Source organism: Rhizobium sp. CB2179, assembly GCF_057653455.1.
Genome location: NZ_CM172781.1, coordinates 726,314 through 745,099 on the forward strand (window position 1 = coordinate 726,314; position 18,786 = coordinate 745,099).

Consider the following 18,786-nt stretch of genomic DNA (forward strand, 5'->3'; position numbering starts at 1 on the left):
GGAAAGCTTGCAAACTTGGAACGAGCATGGCCCTTCGCGATCGATTTTCGAAAAAACTGAGCTGTCCGCAATGCGGCAATGAGGGCTTTGCCGAGGCCTCGGAAGTTGATGATCCCAAGCGCAAGCACCCGGATTTCAAGGTCGATCAGCTGCCGCGCGGTTTTGGCGTGCAGCGGCCTTCCAATCATCAGGAAAATTTCGTCATCAAGTGTGAATGCGGGCGCAAGTTTCCCTTCCGCAGTGTTGCGGAAGCCGCGGCCGAGCGCCGCTAACATCTTGATCTAGAATTCAGATCCGCTCCAGCAGTTCGATGAAGGCATCGGCGAAACGCACCAGCGGCGCGGTCTCTTCGTCAGGGGCCTGCATGCGGATCTCGGTGCCGTTGCCGTCGAGCAGCGCCAGCACGACGCGCATCTCCTGGCCGTCACCTGGAATGCGCAGCACGGCGATGCGCCGGCAATCATCGATGAGGCCGCCGGCCGGCAGGTCGAACAGCAGTTCGCCGCCGGAGCGGGCCGCCGCCTGGCGCACCGCCTCGCAGAAGCCGGCATCGCCGCCGGCATAACCTTCGAGCGAAAGTTCGAGCTCGAGCAGTTCCATCGGCAGCATCGGCTCGGACTGATGGTCGATCCCGCCAAGCGCAGACGCCTGCGGCCTTGCTGCAATCTCGGGTGAAATCATCCCGTCTCTCCTCTACATCTGGAGATAAAACCCCGGCAGAATGACCTTTTTTTGACATATCAGCAAGGGCTTATGAAGCCGCCGCCGGTTCGTCATGGCCTTCGCCGAGGATTCCAACGCAATGCCTCAGACAATAGTTTCAATTTAGCCGAATCTTGCCCCAGATCCGGATGATGTTAGGCCGGGCCGGCCTAGAGCCTTTCCGGGTTAGATTGCAGCATTCTGCCGGAGCAGATTTTCGTCAGGGCAAAGGCGATTGGCGAAGGGCATACCCCAAGGTACGTCCGAGCCGATCGCCTTTGCCCTGGCGGAAAGATGCCCGGCCCTTCGGGTTGGCTGAAACGGGCCGGCTGATCGACCGGCCGGCTTGGCCGTAGAGCCGGGCTACGACACGCGCCGGCCGGTCGACCATCCGACTCCGTTTGAGCCAACAGAATGCTGCAATCTAACCCGGAAAGGCTCTAAATCTGAATCCGGATCTAATTCAATGAATAGAGCATGATGTCGTCCGAAAACCGCTTCACACTTTTCGGCATCATGCTCTAAACAGGGTGGAGGCGATTTGCGTGGTCGAACGCGCGGGCGCTGACGAGCAACCGGTAAGTTTGATGGCCATCCGCTTCGACCGCCCCGTTTCCAACGCCGCCCGCTTTTCGCGGCTGCTCGCGGCGTTTTCCCTGGTGCTGGCGCTGGCTGTCATGATTGCCCATCGCTTCGGCGGCCTCGCCACACCCTATCTGGTGCTGCTCTTGATTGCCGCCGCCGGCGGCGCGCTGCTTTCCGTCATGCTTGCCGCAGTCGGGCTGCGCAGCCTCTGGATGACGGGGGCCGAGGGCGGGCTGGCGGCGCTGGCGGCGCTGATCTTTGCCGCCTTTCCGCTCGGCCTCGGCGCCTATGCCACCGAGCGTTACATGACGCGGCCCGATATCTACGACGTTTCCACCGATCCGGTCTCCGCACCCGACTGGCTTTCGCCGCCGCACTCCGACCAGATCTGGCTGAAACGAAACGTCCAAGTGACGCCGGAGGATCGCGAAAAGCAGCTCGCCGCCTATCCCGAACTCACCGGCCGGCGTTATGAAGGCGCGCTCGACCGCGTGCTCGAAGCGGTGCGCAAGGTCGCCAAGATGAGCGGCATTACCATCACGAAAAGCAGTGGCGACACCGAGCCCGACCGCGATGCCGAGGACAGACCGGTCAAGCCGCCGCAGCCGGGCGACGATGCCGTGGCCGATGCGCCCGATACCATCCCCGTGCCGACGCCGCGCCCCTATGACGATGACGTCGCCAAGCTGATCCGCGGCGTCAACGGCGTGACGCTGCAGGGTACCACCCGCACGCTGATCCTCGGCCTGCGCTTCGATATCATCATTCGGCTCCGCGAAGAGGCCGAAACCACCTTCGTCGACATCCGCGTCGCCTCCCGCTACGGCCAACACGACCTCGGCTTCAGCGCCGAAATCGCCGGCGATTATCTGAAGGCGCTGGATGCTGAACTGCTGGGAATTGCGGGTGGGTGAGCCGCGGTGCCGCCAAAGGCGGCAGCAATCGATCCAGTGAATCGATTGCAGCGGCGAACGCCCTGAGCCCAAAGCGAAGGGCCGGGATACGGTGCGGCAAACTCGACAACCTGCGGGCCGCAGCCTCTCTCCGACCTCATCCTGAGGCGCCCCGCAGGGGCCTCGAAGGACGAGGCCGGCCACTGGTATCTCCTCCGGCAATGGATGCGGCCGCAGCGCGCATCACCCGCCCCGTCCTTCGAGGCTCTGGCCTCTGGCCTGCGCGCCTCAGGATGAGGGCTGATCGGTGTGCCATGTGGCTGGTGGGCTGGTCGGTCCCGCAAGACCGTAAGGAAGGGGGCCGGCGAAGCCGGTCTTTCCTTACAACGTCTATGCGGGATTCGAGCGCGCTCGCGTCGGCATGGTGGGATAGTTAAGATGAGAGGGCGTGCCGTGTGGCCCCCTCATCCGACCCTTCGGGCCACCTTTGCCTGGGTTGAGCCACCCGTCTCAACCCGTCCTTCGGACCCCCGGTGGGGAGAAGAGGACACATGCCGCAACCTCTCCGTCCCTCGCTACCTCTCGCAGGGCACGTCCCCTCGCCCCGCGAGCGGGGGTCCGGAGGACGGGTCGAGACGAGTGGCTCGAGCCCGGTAAGGTTAGGGTGAGGGGCAGCCATCCGCGCGAAGGCAGCCACCGCTCACTCCTCCACCACCAACCACCCCGAATACCGCACCACCAGCCCCGTCAGTCGCCCGCCAATCTCCACATGGAAGTGGAACCGCCCATCGCGCTCCTCCTCATAAGTATCCCCGCCAGGCGCCAGAAACATCGGCAGCGGAATCCCCAAAAACCGCCAGCCGCGCACCACGAGCCGCAGCTTTTCCCCATCCGGCACCAGTGCCATCAGCACCCGGAACGGCCCGAACACCTCGGCGAGCAGATCCCGGTCACGGCCCTTTGCCTCGACTTGCCAGCTGTGGAACACCGTGCCGCCGAAATCGCGTGTCCAGATCTCCTTGTCGCCATCGGCAACGAAACGCACCGTGACCGGCACGTCCTCGCCCGCCGGGGGAAAGCCGATCACCCGAGCGACGATCCTCGCCAGCAGCCCGCTGCCGCGCTCGATCCGCGCCCGGCCGGAGGCGACGCGCGCGCCGCCGGCATGCAGGGCGGCGAGGGCGGGCGGCAGCCGCTCCCAGGCGCTGCCGAGGATCCTCTGGTAGAGCGGCTGGCGTGCCTCCTCGTTTTCCATCGTGATGCCGGATGTGATTGAAAACCGCTGGAAGGCCGCTTCGAAATCCGCAAGCTGCAATTCCCCCGCCGCCGGTCGCGCTCCATTCTCCGGCCGCATGCCGGTCAGCAGCCGGCGCACCAGCGCATCGACGCCGATGACGGGAATGAACGGCCCGTCATCACCTTCGGCAATCAGATGCCAGCCGGATGTCAACCGCTCGCCCGCATGATCGACACCGCCGACGCGGACGAACATGCCGCCGCGATGTTCGCCGATCGCGAAAGCGTGGCTGGCGCGCTGCAGCAGCCGCGCAAACGGCAGCAGCGACGGCAGGAGCCGGAGGCGGACGAGCCTGGCCGCAAGACTGAGCAAGCGCTGCAGCGGCTGCGGCTCCGTGCCGACCCCGGTGAAAGTCGATTGCAGGCCGGCAAAGCGCGCCGGCAGCAGCTTGAGATCCGGCGCATCCACCAGCAGGAATTTCCGACTGCGCAGCGGCTTAACCCCCGGCGGCGCCACCGTCACCCGCATCGCATCGATCAGCCCGCGCCCGGAGGCCGGCTGCCCATTGCGCAGCACCGGAACTTGTCTGCCGGCATAGCTTGATATCGCCCTCACGACATTGAGCCCGATCTTGACATGCGGCGAGGGGGCAATGCCCGCCGCGACACTTTCGATCCGCGAGAAATGCGGCGCCATCGCATCCAGTGCTGCGAAGGAAAGCGCAGGCAGGCTGCTCAGCCCTGACAGCGCAAAGGTGCCCTTGGCCTTGGCCGCCGCATCGAGCCCACCGATGCCGGCGACGAAACCGGTGCTGTCGGCGATATCGGCATAATCGATGCCGAGATCGATGCAGGCCTCGGCCACCTTATAGGCATCCTTGCCGAAGCTCTGGAACGGCCCCGAGGCATCGACGACGAGATCGGGTCTCATCCGCGTCAGCTGTTCGATGAGATCGCTGTCTCGGTCGAAGCTGACGGCCTGCACCATCGCGCCGAGATTGTTGCTTCCCAGGCCCTCGGCGCCATCCTTCGGCGTCCGGAGATCGGCAACGAAATCGTCAGCCTTTTCCAGCGACCGCCCCCCAACCAGCAGCCTGAGCCGCGGTTCATCGCCAAGCAGCCGGGCAAGCCGCCCGCCAAACGTGCCGTAACCGCCGATGATGAGCAGCGAAAACCGGTCCTCGCTCATGTGATGAAACGGCTGCGCTGCTGCGGCGTCGGCACCATGCAGCTTCGCCGCCCGGCAATCTTCAGCCGGTTGCGGGCGATGAATTCATAGAGCGCATCGGCCGCCCGCCGTGGCAGCAGCCGGAAAATCTTGACCAGCGAATAGGGAAAGCCGAGGCCCGCCACCATGCGGATCGTACCGTCGGACTTGAAGAAGCCGCGGCCCTCTTCGATCAGGATATTGGTCTCGTAGTCGCGCGCGTGCAGCCCGTAATGCCGGTAGAGCGCTTCGCCGAGCGGCGTCTGCGCCGCCAGGAAGCGGTATCGCTGCTGCCTGTCATGTTTCAGCGCGAATTTCACCCAGCCGGAGCAGAACACGCATTCGCCATCGAAGATGATCAACGGCCGGTCATCGGCAAAGGCGGGCACATCGGCATCGTTGCGATAGCTGTAATCGGCTTGAGCCCGCATCATCATCTCCCCACCCTCATGACCCCACCCTCATGTTCATGCCGCCGGCCGGTAGAGGGCGGCAAGCGAAGGCGGCCCATCCGCCGCAATCTCGCCGCGCTCCAAAAGATCCTCGATATGGGCGAGCACGGAAAGGGCGGCCGCCCCATGCAGCTTCGGATCGGTATCGCGATAGATCACCTTCACCATCTCGGCAATCTGCCTGTCCCCGGCCTGGACGCGCGCCAGCACCGCCTGCTCGCGCTTCAGCCGATGCGCCTTCAGCGCCCGGAGGAAACTCGAGGGTTCCGTCACCGGCCCGCCATGGCCGGGCAGCAACAGCCGGTCGTCGCGCGCAATCAGCCGGTCGAGCGATTCCATGTAATCCGCCATCGAACCATCCGGCGGCGCCACGATCGAGGTCGACCAGGCCATGACGTGATCGCCTGAGAACAGGATGTCGCGACCCTCAAGCGCGAAGGCGGCATGATTGGCCGTGTGCCCCGGCGTCAGCACCGCGCTCAGCGCCCAGCCATCGCCCGACAGGGTCTCACCGTCACTGAGCGTTATGTCGGGCACGAAGGATAGATCCGAGCTTTCGGAAAAGGGATTGATCTCGCCCTCGCGCAGCGGCCGCGCCGGCCGGTGCGGCCCTTGCCCCACCGTCACCGCCCCCGTTGCCGCCTGCAGGCGCCTCGCCAGCGGCGAGTGATCGCGATGCGTGTGGCTGACGAAGATATGCGTCACCGCGCGGCCGCCAAGCGCTGCCATCAGCGCCTGAAAATGCGCCTCGTCCTCCGGCCCGGGGTCGATGACCGCGACCGAGGAAGCGCCGACGATATAGCTGTTGGTGCCGAAAAAGGTGAAAGGCCCGGGATTGTTCACTGTAACCCGCTCGACCCCTGAAACAACCGGCACGGCCTGCCCATAGGCCGGCTCGAAAGCGAGGTCGAAAGCGGGACTGTCCATGAAGGAATGATCTCGGGCCGATGACGTCGCCAATTTCTAGCACGACGACGGGTGCTGCGCAGCGCATAAATCTGCGCCGGGTTAAACTTAGTCATTGTGACAGGCGAAGAGCTTTGCTAATCAGGCGTCGATTTGAGCAGGCGGTTTCCGCTCAAGCTCTGGTGGGGCGTCGCCAAGCGGTAAGGCAACGGTTTTTGGTACCGTCATCCCTGGTTCGAATCCAGGCGCCCCAGCCATTTTTGTTATGTCGATAAAACAGATGCTTAAGGGCGATATGTTGCCGCGCCGGTACACCTAGTGGGTACATCGTCGATGGACAACTGAGGCTTGCCTTTCGTCCTTTACACAGCCTGCTTCGCTGCTATCGTCGGCGCGACTATTGGGAGCGCTCGCGTGGCAAAAGAGAGTAATGATGACCTCGGCTTCACGGCCGAGCTTTTTAAGGCTGCGGATAAGCTTAGGGGCAATCTGGAGCCCTCGGAATACAAGCATGTGGCGCTCGGCCTCATTTTCCTGAAATACATATCCGATGCCTTTGAGGGGCTTCACGTCAGGCTGACGGCAGATGAATATGCCGATGCTGAAGACCCGGAGGAGTATCTCGCGGAGAATGTCTTCTGGGTGCCGACGGAGGCGCGGTGGCCTTTTCTGCAGGCCAACGCCAAGCGGCCGGAAATCGGCAAGCTGATCGACGAGGCGATGGAGGCAATCGAGCGTTTTCCTTCGAATGAGGGGCTGAAGGGCGTTCTTCCGAAGAACTACGCGCGTCCCACGCTCAACAAGACCATGCTCGGCGAGTTGATCGATCTGTTCTCCAATATCGGCCTTCACGACAGTAAAGATACGGCGAAGGATCTTCTGGGTCGTGTCTACGAATATTTCCTTTCCGGTTTCGCCGGATCGGAAGGAAAGCGGGGAGGCGAATTCTTCACGCCGCGTTCCGTGGTGCGCACTCTGGTCGAGATACTGGAGCCCTACAAGGGCCGCGTCTACGATCCCTGCTGCGGTTCTGGCGGCATGTTCGTGCAGTCGGAGAAGTTCATCGAGGAGCATGGCGGACGGCGCAATGATATTGCCGTCTATGGCCAGGAGATCAACCACACGACCTGGCGTCTGGCCAAGATGAACCTTGCCGTCCAAGGCATTGATGCCGATATTCGGTGGAACAACGAGGGCAGTTTCCACCGCGATGAACTGCCGGACCTAAAGGCCGATTTTATTCTGGCCAACCCACCTTTCAACATTTCGGATTGGGGCGGCGAGCGGCTGGCGGAAGATGCGCGCTGGAGGTTCGGCAAGCCGCCGAATGGCAATGCCAACTTCGGCTGGCTGCAGCACATCATTCACCATCTTGCCCCGCGTGGAACGGCTGGCGTGGTGCTGGCCAACGGTTCCATGTCCTCTCAGCAATCGGGCGAGGGCGACATCCGCAAGGCGATGATCGAGAAGGATCAAGTGGATTGCATGGTCGCCCTGCCGGGCCAGCTCTTCTATTCCACCCAGATTCCAGCCTGCCTCTGGATTTTGGCCCGCGACAAGAGCGCCAATGGCCACCGCGACCGGCGCGGCGAAATCCTATTCATTGATGCCCGCAAGCTCGGCTTCATGGTGGACCGTGTGCGCCGCGAGTTCACTTCAGAGGACATCGACAAGATCACGGGGGTCTATCATCGCTGGCGTTCGAAGCCACAAACGCGGGCGACGAATGGCTGGGCGGATTATGCGGACGAGCCGGGCTTCTGCAAATCGGCAAGCCTCAACGAACTGCGCAGTAATGGCCATGTGCTGGCGCCGGGGCGCTATGTGGGCGCAGCGGATGCCGAGGATGATGGGGTGTCGTTTGCCGAAAAATTTGAGGGGCTTAGGGAGACCTTATTGAAGCAGTTCGAAGAAGGGGAAAAGCTTCAGAGCGAGATTATGAATAATTTGCAGGCACTCGGCGATGTCCTATAGATCTCCGTTTAGTCCACTTCCTCACTCCTGGACTGTTGCCCGACTTCGTGACCTGACGTCGAAAATCGGTTCAGGCGCAACACCACGAGGAGGCGAACAAACCTATCTCAAGGAGCGGAACCAATATGCATTGATTCGGAGCCAGTGCGTTCATGACCGGCGCTTTGACGCAAGTACAGTATCGTACATTTCGGACGAACAGGCCAAGGCACTTCGCAACGCCGAGGTGAGGCCTGGCGATGTGCTTATAAATATCACCGGAGACGGGATGACTTTTGCTCGCTCATCAATCGTGCCGGATGATGTGTTGCCAGCCTGCGTCAATCAGCATGTTGCCATTGTGCGTCCTATCGCAAGTCTGCTTTGCTCTCGATATCTAATGTCGTTCCTGGCTAGCCCTGAAGCAAAACCATACATTGAGAGTTTCAACGCCGGCGGGTCTAGGCGAGCGATAACAAAGGGACACATCGAGAGTTTTGAAATCCCCTTGCCACCGCTGGCCGAGCAAGTAGCGATTGGCTCCATGTTGGGCTCCCTCGATGACAAGATCGAACTGAACCGGCGAACGAACGAGACGCTGGAGGCGATGGCGCAAGCGATCTTCCGCGACTGGTTCGTGGATTTCGGCCCCACGCGCCGCAAGCTGGACGGCGCAACCAATCCGATCACAATCATGGGCGGCCTCGTGCAGGATGCCGGGCGGGCGCAAGCCCTTGCCGATCTTTTTCCCGCCAAGCTCGGTGATGGGCTGCCGGAGGGGTGGAGCTTCAAGCAGCTAGAAGAAAGCATTGTCCTACAACGTGGTTTTGATTTGCCCAAACCCTCACGCACCGATGGCGCTTACCCTGTTATTGCTGCGAGCGGACCAAGCGGCACTCATGCAGAATTCAGGGTCAAGGCTCCCGGCGTATGTACGGGGCGAAGCGGCGTCCTTGGCAAAGTATTCTACGTCCAGCAGGATTTTTGGCCACTCAATACCTCGCTGTGGATTAAGGCATATCCGAATGCTACACCGATCTACGCATACTTCCTGCTGCGTGAAATTGACATGCTGGCACTGAACGCTGGTTCAGCCGTACCAACGTTGAATCGAAATCACGTTCACAATCGTCCAACGGTCACCCCGCCCATGGCCGTCATAGACGCATATACAGGCGTAGCTGAACCGTTAATGGTCAAGTCAGACCACGCAGCCAAAGAGTGCGAGACGCTCGCAGCTACCCGCGATCTTCTCCTTCCAAAGATCATGTCCGGCGAAATTCGCTTGGCCGAGGGTGATGAATTGCTGGAGGCGGCACAATGAAGCCCTCAGCGAAATATCTATGCAGAACTTTTCTGGAGCTTGGGGATGCTGTCTCAAGAAACCTTCATCTAGCGTATGGGTCTGCCATTTCGTACGGCGAGGAAACCATTACCGAAAGCACCCTGTTGGAGATTTGGCGCCGCCACTCAAAGATTGCGAAAATCAGAACGTTCACCAAACGACAAGAGGCTCGCAATGGCGCTGACTGGGAGTGGCACCTGATAGGCAGAAAATATACGCTGAAGATGCGGGTGCAAGCAAAACGCTTGCCTAAGAATACACTGCAGTTCCCAGGGTTGTTTACCTACAAGGCGAAGTCGGCACCACACCCGCAGGTCGATATGTTGATCGCCGAAGCCAAGCGCGATCGATTGCTGCCGATCCTGTGTTTTTACTCAGAAGAGGGCGCAAGGTCGCGTTGGCGAAAGTCAGCTATGCTGAGCCCTTACGAAGCGGGATGCTTGATTGGCCATGCTCGCCACATCAAAAGACATGGCCACCAAGATCTTGCTTCGCTGGAGGCGCGATGTGTGCCTTGGCACTTCCTAGTTTGCTCCCAGCAGGGAAGAAGTCTGTTCTTTCCAAGCGTGGCGAAACTGAATGGTCAAACGCGCATGCGTGACGGCACGCTTCCTCCCTATATCGTTCCGACCGATGGATATTTCTCGCGCCCGATCAGACAAGCTGATGGTGACCACGGTCCAATCGGATTGCTGACAATAGATTGTCGCGATCTATGAACTGACTGGCCAAGACCAACATTCTATAATGGATCAACTTTCGTCATGAAAATCAGCAGCATTCTGGAAAAGATAGACGAACGCCAACTCTTCGTGCCGGCGTTTCAGCGTGAGTATGTCTGGAAGAAGAAGGACGCCAAGCTGCTGATCGACTCGATGATCAAGGGCTATCCGACAGGCACCATTCTTACCTGGGATACCAACCAGCCGCCTGAATTGAAGGGTGGCCACATCTACGACCCTTTACAAGGGGCGATCAAGATCTTGCTCGACGGCCAGCAGCGCGTGACGACGCTTTACATGCTGATACGGGGCGTGTTGCCGCCCTACTACACTCTCGAGGAGATCACCGAGGACACGCGCGGGCTACACATCAACGTCGAGACGCGAGAGATCGAATACTATCAGAAGCGCATGGAGACCGATCCACGCTGGCTCAATGTCACGGACATTTTCAGCCGGGCAAAGCGGGCACGCGATATCGTCCGAGAGCTTGAACAGGCCGGGCGCCAGGTTTCACGCCAAGAAGAAGACAATATTGATGATACTTTTTCTGCCGTTCAGGGCATTCTCGACCGGGACTTTCCTGAGCAGAATATCCCGATCAAAGCTACGTTGCGGGAAGCAATCGACATCTTCTACATCGTCAATGCCGGTGGCGTGGCGCTGACGGACGCTGAGCTCGCGCTGGCTCAGATCTCTGGATACTGGCCCCGAGCCCGTGAGGCTTTCAAGAAGAAGCTCGACGCGCTGAAAGAGAACGGCTTCATATTCAAGCTCGATTTCATCGTCTACGCGCTGCTCGCTATCCTGCACCAGGGCGGGTCCGATATGCGCAAACTACATTCGGCCGACAACAACGACGCGATCCGCGAAGTCTGGAAGGCACTCGACGGTAAGGTTCTGGACTACGTGGCGAACCTTCTGCGCGGCCACGCCTTCGTTGACCATACCGATGAGATCAACTCGATTTATGCGGTCATCCCGATCGTGGCCTATTGCCATCGGAAGAACTGCAATCTCAGCCACAATGACATCCAGAAGGTGGTGAAGTGGTTCTACTATGCGCAGGTTCGCCGGCGCTACGTCAGCCAGCTTCCACAGAAGCTGGACCATGACCTGAAGATTGTCACAACCTCCCCTATGCCCTTCGACCGACTGCTGGACGTTATCCGTGAAGATCGTGGCGGCAACATTGCGATTACGCCCGATGAGTTTGTTGGCAGTGCCGTGCAACACCCACTGTTCGGCTTGCTTCGCTGGCATTTGAAAAGCCGCGGCGCTAAGTGCCTCACCACCGGCGTTTCCATCCATCAGCCGATGGGAGAGAAGTACAAGTTGGAATACGACCACATCTTCGCCTTCGCCAACCTAAAGGCGGAGGGTTACGGACAGGAAAACCGGCTTCGCTACCAATTGGCGCAGGAGCTGACTAATCGGGCCATTCTGACCCAAATCGCCAATCGCTCGAAGGGCGCAAAGGAAACGGAGACCTATCTCTCCGGCGTCGTCCAAAACCAGCCGAATGCGCTTAGCCTGCAACTCATCCCGGAAGATCGGGAGCTTTGGCAGATCGAGAATTACGAGCTGTTCCTTAAGACACGCCGCAAGATGCTTGCCGACAGCCTGAATGCCTGGCTTGAAGGGCTGGCAGAGACGCACGCTGTCGCCGAGGGCATTTCGCTCGAGGACATGATAGCCGAGGGCGAAAACGAGGAAGTCGAGTTCAAGCAGAGCCTGCGCTGGGACATCAAGCAAGGCACTGTGAACAAGGATTTGGAAGGTGTGATCATGAAGACGATCGCCGCCTTCGCGAATGCGCAGGGCGGGACCCTTCTGATCGGTGTCGCAGACAATGGGGACATTGCAGGCCTCGACAATGATTACAAATCCCTCAACGGCGGTAACCGTGACAAATTCGAACTGCACCTCAAGACGCTGATCATCAACACGTTTGGTGAAGCTTTCGCGGCGACGAAGGTAAAGCTGTCGTTCCCGGAAATCGACGAGAAGGAAATCTGCCGTGTTGAAATCCTGCCGGCGAACAAGCCAATATACATCAGGCTAGCAGACAAAGGTGGCGCTGCTCAGGACCGATTCTATGTCCGGAACGGCAACTCATCACGCGAGATGAGCGGAGACCAAGCCATCACCTACATCAAGGAACGATTCGTCTGAGACGAACGGCGGGAGAGGCCCCCATGGAAGACGTCCTCTATCAGCAAACGTCAGCGTCTCCTTCCGGCTTCTCCGAGGGCCTGGTCGAAGAGGTCGTCATCGCCACCTTTCGTGAACTCGGATACGGTTATCAGCCATCGGCAGTTATCTCCCCCGATGGAACTGCTCCGGCCCGTCTTGCTTACCGAGACGTACTGCTCTCTGATGTTCTTTGCGCAGCGGTCGAGCGGCTGAACCCCGCCATCCCGCTTGATGCTCGCGAACAGGCGATCCGTCAGCTCTCGATCGCGGATACCCCCTCACTGATTGAAGAGAATCGTCGCATCCATCGACTGATCACTGAGGGCGTCGATGTCGAGTTTGGCATCGGTGATGGCGAGGTTAAGAGTGACAAACTTTGGTTGGTCGATTTCGAGCATCCGGAGAAAAACGACTTCCTCGTCACCAACCAGTTCACGGTCGCTGAAGGCAAGTACACAAGACGGCCGGATGTGATGGTTTTCGTGAATGGGTTACCGCTCGGCATCATCGAATTGAAGAATGTGGCGAGCGAGAACGCTACCGTCGACCAGGCATGCCAGCAGCTTCAGACTTATAGGGAACAAATCCCGTCGCTCTTTCGCACCAATGCCGTGATGGTGGCTTCTGACGGCATGCTCGCCCGGATTGGCTCTCTGACGGCTGATGCCGAGCGCTTCATGCCTTGGCGATCTGTGACCGGGGCAGAAGGTGATTTCACGCCGCACGGCCCTTACGAGATGGATACCTTGCTGCGCGGTGTCTTCGACAAGGGGCGCTTTCTGGCCTTGATCCGGGACTTCATCGTGTTTGGAGATCGGGGCGAAGGTCCCTTCAAGATCATTGCCGGGTACCACCAGTTCCACGGTGCGCGGAAGGCGATCACCAGCGCCATCGAAGCTGTCAAACCGGATGGTGACCGCAAGATCGGCGTGATTTGGCACACGCAGGGCTCCGGCAAAAGCCTGTTGATGGCCTTTCTCGGTGGTCTGATCGTTAGTTCCCGGGAGCTGGAAAACCCGACACTGATCGTGCTGACCGACCGCAATGATCTTGACGACCAGCTCTTCGGCACTTTCAGTCTCTGCAAGGATCTGATCCGTCAAACGCCGGAACAGGCAGATAGCCGTGATGACTTGAGGCGGCTCCTGAACCGTGCGTCCGGTGGCGTCGTCTTTACCACGGTACAGAAGTTCACACCCGAGGCAGGAGAAGAGAATTTCCCCATGCTGACCGATCGCCGCAACGTGATCGTCATGGCAGATGAAGCGCACCGCAGCCAATACGGTTTTGACGCCAAGCTGGACAAGCAAACCGGCAAGCGGCGCTATGGCTACGCCCATTACATACGGGAAGCGCTGCCGAACGCTTCCTTCATCGGCTTCACCGGAACGCCGATCGAGGCGGAGGATGTCAACACGCCAGCAATCTTCGGCGAATATATCGACATCTACGACATAAGCCGAGCGGTCGAGGACAAGGCGACGGTTCCGATCTACTACGAGAGCAGGCTGGCCCGCATCGAATTGAACGAGGACGAGAAGCCGAAGATCGATGCCGAGATCGAGGCCATACTCGAAGACGAGACGTTGAGCGAGCAGGAGAAGCAGAAGGCCAAGTGGACAACGGTTGAGCGGCTGGTTGGTTCGAAGAAGCGCCTAGTCCAGATCGCAGCCGATCTCGTCGCTCACCTTGAGCACCGCATCGACGGCATGAACGGCAAGGCTATGGCGGTTTGTATGAGCCGCCGCATTTGCGTAGATCTCTATAACGAGATCATTGCGCTCCGGCCTGATTGGCATTCAGACGATGACGACAAAGGCGCGGTCAAGATCGTGATGACGGGCTCCGCCTCCGACCCTCTCGAATGGCAACCGCACATCGGCAACAAGAAGCGGCGGGACGATCTCGCCAAGCGCGCTCGCAAACTCGATGATCCGCTAAAGCTCGTGATCGTGCGTGACATGTGGTTGACCGGTTTCGATGCACCCTGCATGCATACCATGTACATCGACAAGCCGATGCATGGCCACGGCCTCATGCAGGCGATCGCCCGCGTCAACCGAGTTTTCAGGGACAAACCAGGTGGGCTGATCGTCGATTATATCGGCATTGCTCAGAACCTGAAGAACGCTCTGGCGCAATACTCCCAGTCCGATCGCGACAAGACCGGTATAGACGAGGAGGAAGCTGTTGCGGTTCTTTTGGAGAAGTATGAGATCGTTCGCGCCATGTTCAACGGCCACGACTACAGCCTCGGTATCGTGGGTGCCCCGCAGCAGCGCCTGAAGGCCCTGGCTGACGGCATCGACTCGATACTGAAGTGGCTGGAGAACGAGGCCGCGAAAGTCGAGGGCATCGAGGCGAAGAAGAAAGCGCATCGCCGCTACCAGGACGTCGTGCTGGAATTGAGCAAGGCCTATGCCTTGGCTTCTGCAAGCGATGCCGCGGCGGAAATCCGCGACGAGGTCGGCTTCTTCCAGGCGGTACGCGCTGCGCTGGTGAAGACCACTGCCACCGGTAAGATGTCGGACAAGGCGAAGTCACTGGCTGTCGAGCAACTCCTTAATCAGGCGGTCGCCAATGCCGAGATCGTCGACATTCTCAAAGCTGCCGGATTGCAGTCGCCTGACATCTCCGTCCTGTCGGATGAGTTTCTCGCCGACGTGCAGCGCATGGAGAAAAAGAACCTCGCATTGGAAGCGCTGAAGAAGCTGCTTAATGGTGAGATCAAGAGCCGCTCGAAATCCAACATCGTTCAATCTAAGGCATTCTCTAAGCGGCTGGAGGATGCGGTGGCCCGCTACCATGCCAACACAATCTCCACCGTCGAGATGATCCAAGAATTGGTCGCGATGGCCAAGGATATGAAAGCTGCCTTGGCTCGCGGCGCAACTTTGGGACTATCTCCCGAAGAAGAGGCCTTTTACGACGCACTGGCTAGTAACGACAGTGCAGTAGAGGCGATGGGCAGTGAACATCTTCGAGTCATAGCCCATGAACTCGTTGAGCAGATGCGCAAGTCCGTGACCGTAGATTGGCAGCACAAGGCGAGCGCCCGCGCCAAGATGCGGGTTCTGGTGAAGCGAATTTTGAAGAAATTCGGTTTTCCGCCCGATTTGGAGCAGGAAGCCGTGCAAACCGTTCTGGCACAAGCGGAAGTGTTGTTGCGGGAGGTTGCGGGGGCGCCTTGATGGCTTTGGCCGAGTAGTGGCTACAGCAAAGTGGCTCAATGGAGTGACCTCAATCATACCGCTCGCGGAGCTTTGGAAACCGCTGCGAAAATGCCTGTCGAGCGGCGCTCCAACCTTCGAGATCGGGCGGATGTTTTGACTTGACCGTGTTGAGGACATCATATCCCGCTGCCTTCAGTTCCTCTGCTAAGGCCTTTTCTAGTGCCCCGACGATATCCCTGGTTGGCATGTGGAGCTTCATCAGATCAGCTCGGGAAAGACCCTCCCGTTTTTCCACCTCATCGTACAGCGGGCCGAATGCGACGAGGTCAAAGGAAGCGCAGTCCTCCGCTTTGAGGCCTCGGTCGCTCAGGTGCCTCCGCAAAGCGTTCTGGTTCTTCGCGAAGCCAAGGTGTTGTCCCATCCTGGTGTAAGGAGCTGTGGCGTGCGGGCTAGAGTTGTCGCCTGTCCTGCCCACGTACAGCATATCTCCTTGGGGTGTCTCTACAACCCATACATAGAGCCAGAAGCCCCGCCGCAGCATTGGCCCCGGCAGCGTAAGTGAGTGCATATGGGCTGTCATGAAGTCTCCCTTTGATCCAGACCGGGTCTTTACTGCCTCGTCGCCGCCCCGTGGCAAGGCAAGTTGACACTTACCCGCGCTCCGCAAACAGCCGAACACCCGTCAACCCCGCCAGTGTCTCCAGCAAGGCCTCCTGAAACCCAGGATCGCCCACCTCAGCCGCCGCCTCCCGCCGCTGGCGATGATACCAATACCCGCCACTGACCTTGGCGGCTTCCGCATCGCTCGTCGCAAGCCATGTCTGGGTGAGGTGCCCCATCTCCAGGTCATCGGGTGCGCCGGCGCCGCCCATTTTTGTCGGCACCCAGCCGGGGTCCACCGCGTTGCTGAAAACATCCGGCCAATGGCGGGCGATGGCGGCGGCGAGGGTGGCGATGTAGAGCTTGCTTTCCGAATAGGCCTGGCTTGCGCTCCACGGCCGCTTCTTCCAGTCGATATCGTCAAGCGAACTGCCGCCGCTGCGGTGCATGCCGCTGCTGAGATAGACCAGGCGATCGGGGCGGGTGATCCAGGCGGTGAGAAGATAGGGGGCAAGCACATTCACCGCCAGCGTCTTTGCGTGGCCTTCGGGCGTTTCGCCCCGGCTCCGCTCGAGGTAGATGCCGGCATTGTGGATGACGGCGTCCATGCGGCCGATGGCGTTGACCTGCTCGGCGATCGAGCGCGTTTCCGTGGCGCTGGCGAGATCGCCGATGACGAGGCCGAGGGCGGCGGCCGAAATCTCCGAGATAGCGGAGGCGCGCTCCCTGGAGCGGGCATGCAGCACGACGTCATGGCCCTCCTTCATGAGGGTGCGTGCGGCGGCAAGGCCGAGGCCATCGGTGGAACCGGTGATGAAGATGCGGCTCATGGGGTTTCCCTTCGCGGTGGCGTGGAGGGGACAGAGTGCTTGGCCATGGGTCCTCGGGTCAAGCCCGAGGATGACGGAGAGGTGGGGTGGGGCTGCGCGAAAACGGCAGCGGGCATGGATCCTCGGCTCAAGGCCGAGGATGACGGAGGGTGGGGTGGCGTCCCACCACTAAACCAACGAAATCACCCCATCACCCCCGCCGCCGCTCCGCCCCCGCAGCAATCGTCTGCACCAGCTCATCCACCTCCCGTGCCAGCCGCTCCAGCGGCAGGCCGACGAAGCGGCCTTCGAGGCTGATGCTGACGACGCCATGCACGGCGCCGAACAGTGTGCGGGCGCGGATGGCGCGGTCTTCGGGGGGCATGTCGGGCTGCAGTTCGGCCAGCGGTTCGGCGATCACATCCATCAGGAAGAGGTGCTCGTCAAGATGCCATTGCGGCGTCGGGCTCGATTCCGGCGGGAAGTGCTCGAACAGCGCCTTCCAGAGGTTCCGGTGCTCGACCGCGAAGCTTAAGTAACCCTGCGCCAGGTTGCGCAGCCGGTCGGTCGGCGGCCGATCCTTGGCCTCGGGCAGCGTGAGCCTCGCCTCCAGCGCCTTCAGCGTCGCGGAGTTGACGTGGATGACGAGTTCGGCGAGGTCTGAAAAGACCGTGTAGAGGCCGCCGAGCGCGCAGCCGGCATCCTGGGTGATGTCGCGGGCTCTAAGGTTTGCCAGCCCGTCCTTGGCGATCCGCTCGCGCGCCGCCTCGATCAGCCGGGCCTTCAGGTCTTCGCGTTTTTCTTCTCGTCTGCCGGCCATTCACCATTCCACTTCGATTTTTTTGAACGTCGTTCAAAATTTATCTTGAACGACGTTCATGATTCTGCCATAACGCCTCTCGTGAACAACGTTCATAAACCGGAGGAAGGAAATGTTCAAACTGATTTCCATTTTGTTGCGGGGCAGGGCGCATGATGCCGAACAGGCTTTCGCCGACTGCCACGCCGTGCCGCTGCTTTCCCAGCAGATCCGCGATGCCGCCCAATCGATCCAGTCGGCCCGCCGCAGTGTGGCGGTCGCCATCGCCCAGAACGAGCAGGAGAAGGGGCAGCACGCAACGATCGTTGCCCGCATCGACGATCTCGAAATCCGCGCCTCCGCCGCCTTGGCGAAGGGCAATGAGGGCCTGGCCCGCGAGGCGGCCGAGGCGATCGCCTATCTCGAAGCCGAGCGCGATGCATCGGAAAAGGCGCAAGCCCAGTTCACCGGTGCGATCGACAAGCTGAAGGGCATCGTCCGTGCCTCCGAGGCGCGGCTGCAGGAGCTGCAGCGCGGCGAGCGGCTGGCGCGGGCCACGCAGGAGGCGCAGAAGCTCGATGTCGCAGTCGCCGGCCCAGGCTTTGCCACGCTCGACGACGCCGAAGAGACCCTGGCGCGCCTTCGCCTGCGCCAGAGCCAGAATGAGCTGACGGCCGCCGCCCTGAAGGACATGGAAGGCGCCATCCGCCCGGCCGGCATCATCGAAAAGCTTGCCAATGCCGGCTTCGGCGCGCCGCTGCGCTCCTCTGCCGATGATGTACTGGCGCGGCTGAAGAGCCGCATCACGCCTGCTGCTTGAAATCGCATCCATCCAACCATTCATCCATCGAACCATAGGGACTAAGACAATGAACGACAGTTTCCAGAAACATTCCGCAAGCTGGGTCAGCTTCTCCTACATCTCCTTCGGCTCGGCCGCCTTCATGCTGGCGCTTGGCCTCTACATGATGCCGCTCGATCTCTGGGGCAAAGGCTATCTCGCCATGGGCATTCTGATGCTGGTGCAGACCACGGTGAATATCACCAAGACGCTGCGCGACAATGCCGAATCCGAGAAGCTGATCCGCAAGGTCGAGGATGCCCGCACCGAGAAACTCCTGGTCAAGTTCAATCGTAACGATGAAGATTGATCTTGGTTAACCACAGCGCAGAGTTGTTACCGCATTCAACTTTTGCGTAACAACTCT

The 18,786-nt window shown here is 60.2% G+C and carries 16 protein-coding genes and 1 tRNA gene; 10 read left to right on the forward strand and 7 right to left on the reverse strand.

Annotated features, from left to right (window positions below; genetic code table 11):
• Positions 1-26: 26 nt before the first annotated feature.
• A complete protein-coding gene (locus AC244Q_RS03490; RefSeq protein ID WP_003557210.1) occupies positions 27-272 on the forward strand; it encodes a hypothetical protein in 246 nt (81 codons plus the stop codon).
• 16 nt (positions 273-288) lie between these two features.
• Here AC244Q_RS03490 and AC244Q_RS03495 read toward each other — a convergent pair whose 3' ends face one another.
• A complete protein-coding gene (locus AC244Q_RS03495) occupies positions 289-681 on the reverse strand; it encodes a hypothetical protein (protein WP_017993220.1) in 393 nt (130 codons plus the stop codon).
• Between the two features lie 608 nt (positions 682-1,289).
• On the opposite strand from AC244Q_RS03495, the gene AC244Q_RS03500 reads away from it, so the two are divergent.
• Complete coding sequence (locus AC244Q_RS03500) at positions 1,290-2,201, forward strand: DUF1499 domain-containing protein (RefSeq protein WP_128407862.1); 912 nt, start codon at positions 1,290-1,292, stop codon at positions 2,199-2,201.
• 679 nt (positions 2,202-2,880) lie between these two features.
• On the opposite strand, the gene AC244Q_RS03505 is transcribed toward AC244Q_RS03500, so the two are convergent.
• From AC244Q_RS03505 to AC244Q_RS03515, 3 genes are read right to left on the reverse strand one after another with little or no spacing between them, the layout of a single operon-like run.
• Positions 2,881-4,605, reverse strand: a complete 1,725-nt coding sequence (locus tag AC244Q_RS03505) for a saccharopine dehydrogenase family protein (RefSeq protein ID WP_128407830.1) — start codon at positions 4,603-4,605, stop codon at positions 2,881-2,883.
• On the reverse strand, positions 4,602-5,060 hold the full coding sequence (locus tag AC244Q_RS03510) for a thiol-disulfide oxidoreductase DCC family protein (protein ID WP_128407829.1): 459 nt from the start codon (positions 5,058-5,060) through the stop codon (positions 4,602-4,604). The genes AC244Q_RS03505 and AC244Q_RS03510 overlap by 4 nt, the downstream gene beginning before the upstream one ends.
• A 30-nt stretch (positions 5,061-5,090) precedes the next feature.
• Positions 5,091-6,002, reverse strand: coding sequence for an MBL fold metallo-hydrolase (locus AC244Q_RS03515; RefSeq protein WP_128407828.1), 912 nt, complete (start codon positions 6,000-6,002; stop codon positions 5,091-5,093).
• A gap of 162 nt (positions 6,003-6,164) precedes the next feature.
• Here AC244Q_RS03515 and AC244Q_RS03520 point away from each other — a divergent pair.
• The 6 genes from AC244Q_RS03520 (at position 6,165) to AC244Q_RS03545 (ending at position 15,388) form a co-directional block, all read left to right on the forward strand.
• Positions 6,165-6,238 (forward strand) — tRNA-Gln (locus AC244Q_RS03520).
• Between the two features lie 157 nt (positions 6,239-6,395).
• A complete protein-coding gene (locus AC244Q_RS03525; RefSeq protein WP_128407827.1) occupies positions 6,396-7,955 on the forward strand; it encodes a class I SAM-dependent DNA methyltransferase in 1,560 nt (519 codons plus the stop codon).
• Positions 7,945-9,258 (forward strand): restriction endonuclease subunit S, encoded by a 1,314-nt coding sequence (locus AC244Q_RS03530; protein ID WP_128407826.1) that lies wholly within the window; start codon positions 7,945-7,947, stop codon positions 9,256-9,258. Before AC244Q_RS03525 ends, AC244Q_RS03530 begins: the two co-directional genes overlap by 11 nt.
• The gene (locus AC244Q_RS03535) at positions 9,255-9,998 is read left to right on the forward strand and encodes a DUF6615 family protein (protein WP_128407825.1); all 744 of its coding nucleotides are present in this window, start codon (positions 9,255-9,257) and stop codon (positions 9,996-9,998) included. The genes AC244Q_RS03530 and AC244Q_RS03535 overlap by 4 nt, the downstream gene beginning before the upstream one ends.
• 45 nt (positions 9,999-10,043) lie before the next feature.
• Positions 10,044-12,176 carry a GmrSD restriction endonuclease domain-containing protein gene (locus AC244Q_RS03540; protein ID WP_487764147.1) on the forward strand — a complete coding sequence of 711 codons (2,133 nt, stop codon included), beginning with the start codon at positions 10,044-10,046 and terminating at the stop codon, positions 12,174-12,176.
• A gap of 23 nt (positions 12,177-12,199) precedes the next feature.
• Complete coding sequence (locus tag AC244Q_RS03545) at positions 12,200-15,388, forward strand: type I restriction endonuclease subunit R (RefSeq protein WP_128408145.1); 3,189 nt, start codon at positions 12,200-12,202, stop codon at positions 15,386-15,388.
• 49 nt (positions 15,389-15,437) lie between these two features.
• Here AC244Q_RS03545 and AC244Q_RS03550 read toward each other — a convergent pair whose 3' ends face one another.
• The 3 genes from AC244Q_RS03550 to AC244Q_RS03560 form a co-directional block, all read right to left on the reverse strand.
• Complete coding sequence (locus tag AC244Q_RS03550) at positions 15,438-15,950, reverse strand: hypothetical protein (protein ID WP_128408146.1); 513 nt, start codon at positions 15,948-15,950, stop codon at positions 15,438-15,440.
• 70 nt (positions 15,951-16,020) lie between these two features.
• Positions 16,021-16,800, reverse strand: coding sequence for an SDR family NAD(P)-dependent oxidoreductase (locus AC244Q_RS03555; RefSeq protein WP_128408147.1), 780 nt, complete (start codon positions 16,798-16,800; stop codon positions 16,021-16,023).
• Between the two features lie 190 nt (positions 16,801-16,990).
• Positions 16,991-17,599: a TetR/AcrR family transcriptional regulator gene (locus tag AC244Q_RS03560; protein ID WP_128408148.1), complete on the reverse strand. Its 609-nt coding sequence runs from the start codon at positions 17,597-17,599 to the stop codon at positions 16,991-16,993.
• A gap of 112 nt (positions 17,600-17,711) precedes the next feature.
• On the opposite strand from AC244Q_RS03560, the gene AC244Q_RS03565 reads away from it, so the two are divergent.
• Positions 17,712-18,398 (forward strand): PspA/IM30 family protein, encoded by a 687-nt coding sequence (locus AC244Q_RS03565; protein WP_128408149.1) that lies wholly within the window; start codon positions 17,712-17,714, stop codon positions 18,396-18,398.
• A 49-nt stretch (positions 18,399-18,447) separates the two neighbouring features.
• On the forward strand, positions 18,448-18,729 hold the full coding sequence (locus tag AC244Q_RS03570; RefSeq protein ID WP_003546080.1) for a YiaA/YiaB family inner membrane protein: 282 nt from the start codon (positions 18,448-18,450) through the stop codon (positions 18,727-18,729).
• The last annotated feature ends 57 nt before the right edge of the window (positions 18,730-18,786 follow it).

Excerpts from the sequence above, each read along its gene's own strand:
- AC244Q_RS03490 (WP_003557210.1), top strand. The coding sequence starts at position 27 with ATGGCCCTTCGCGATCGATTTTCGAAAAAACTGAGCTGTCCGCAATGC.
- AC244Q_RS03495 (WP_017993220.1), bottom strand. The coding sequence starts at position 681 with ATGATTTCACCCGAGATTGCAGCAAGGCCGCAGGCGTCTGCGCTTGGC.
- AC244Q_RS03500 (WP_128407862.1), top strand. The coding sequence starts at position 1,290 with ATGGCCATCCGCTTCGACCGCCCCGTTTCCAACGCCGCCCGCTTTTCG.
- AC244Q_RS03505 (WP_128407830.1), bottom strand. The coding sequence starts at position 4,605 with ATGAGCGAGGACCGGTTTTCGCTGCTCATCATCGGCGGTTACGGCACG.
- AC244Q_RS03510 (WP_128407829.1), bottom strand. The coding sequence starts at position 5,060 with ATGATGATGCGGGCTCAAGCCGATTACAGCTATCGCAACGATGCCGAT.
- AC244Q_RS03515 (WP_128407828.1), bottom strand. The coding sequence starts at position 6,002 with ATGGACAGTCCCGCTTTCGACCTCGCTTTCGAGCCGGCCTATGGGCAG.
- AC244Q_RS03530 (WP_128407826.1), top strand. The coding sequence starts at position 7,945 with ATGTCCTATAGATCTCCGTTTAGTCCACTTCCTCACTCCTGGACTGTT.
- AC244Q_RS03535 (WP_128407825.1), top strand. The coding sequence starts at position 9,255 with ATGAAGCCCTCAGCGAAATATCTATGCAGAACTTTTCTGGAGCTTGGG.
- AC244Q_RS03540 (WP_487764147.1), top strand. The coding sequence starts at position 10,044 with ATGAAAATCAGCAGCATTCTGGAAAAGATAGACGAACGCCAACTCTTC.
- AC244Q_RS03545 (WP_128408145.1), top strand. The coding sequence starts at position 12,200 with ATGGAAGACGTCCTCTATCAGCAAACGTCAGCGTCTCCTTCCGGCTTC.
- AC244Q_RS03550 (WP_128408146.1), bottom strand. The coding sequence starts at position 15,950 with ATGACAGCCCATATGCACTCACTTACGCTGCCGGGGCCAATGCTGCGG.
- AC244Q_RS03555 (WP_128408147.1), bottom strand. The coding sequence starts at position 16,800 with ATGAGCCGCATCTTCATCACCGGTTCCACCGATGGCCTCGGCCTTGCC.
- AC244Q_RS03560 (WP_128408148.1), bottom strand. The coding sequence starts at position 17,599 with ATGGCCGGCAGACGAGAAGAAAAACGCGAAGACCTGAAGGCCCGGCTG.
- AC244Q_RS03565 (WP_128408149.1), top strand. The coding sequence starts at position 17,712 with ATGTTCAAACTGATTTCCATTTTGTTGCGGGGCAGGGCGCATGATGCC.
- AC244Q_RS03570 (WP_003546080.1), top strand. The coding sequence starts at position 18,448 with ATGAACGACAGTTTCCAGAAACATTCCGCAAGCTGGGTCAGCTTCTCC.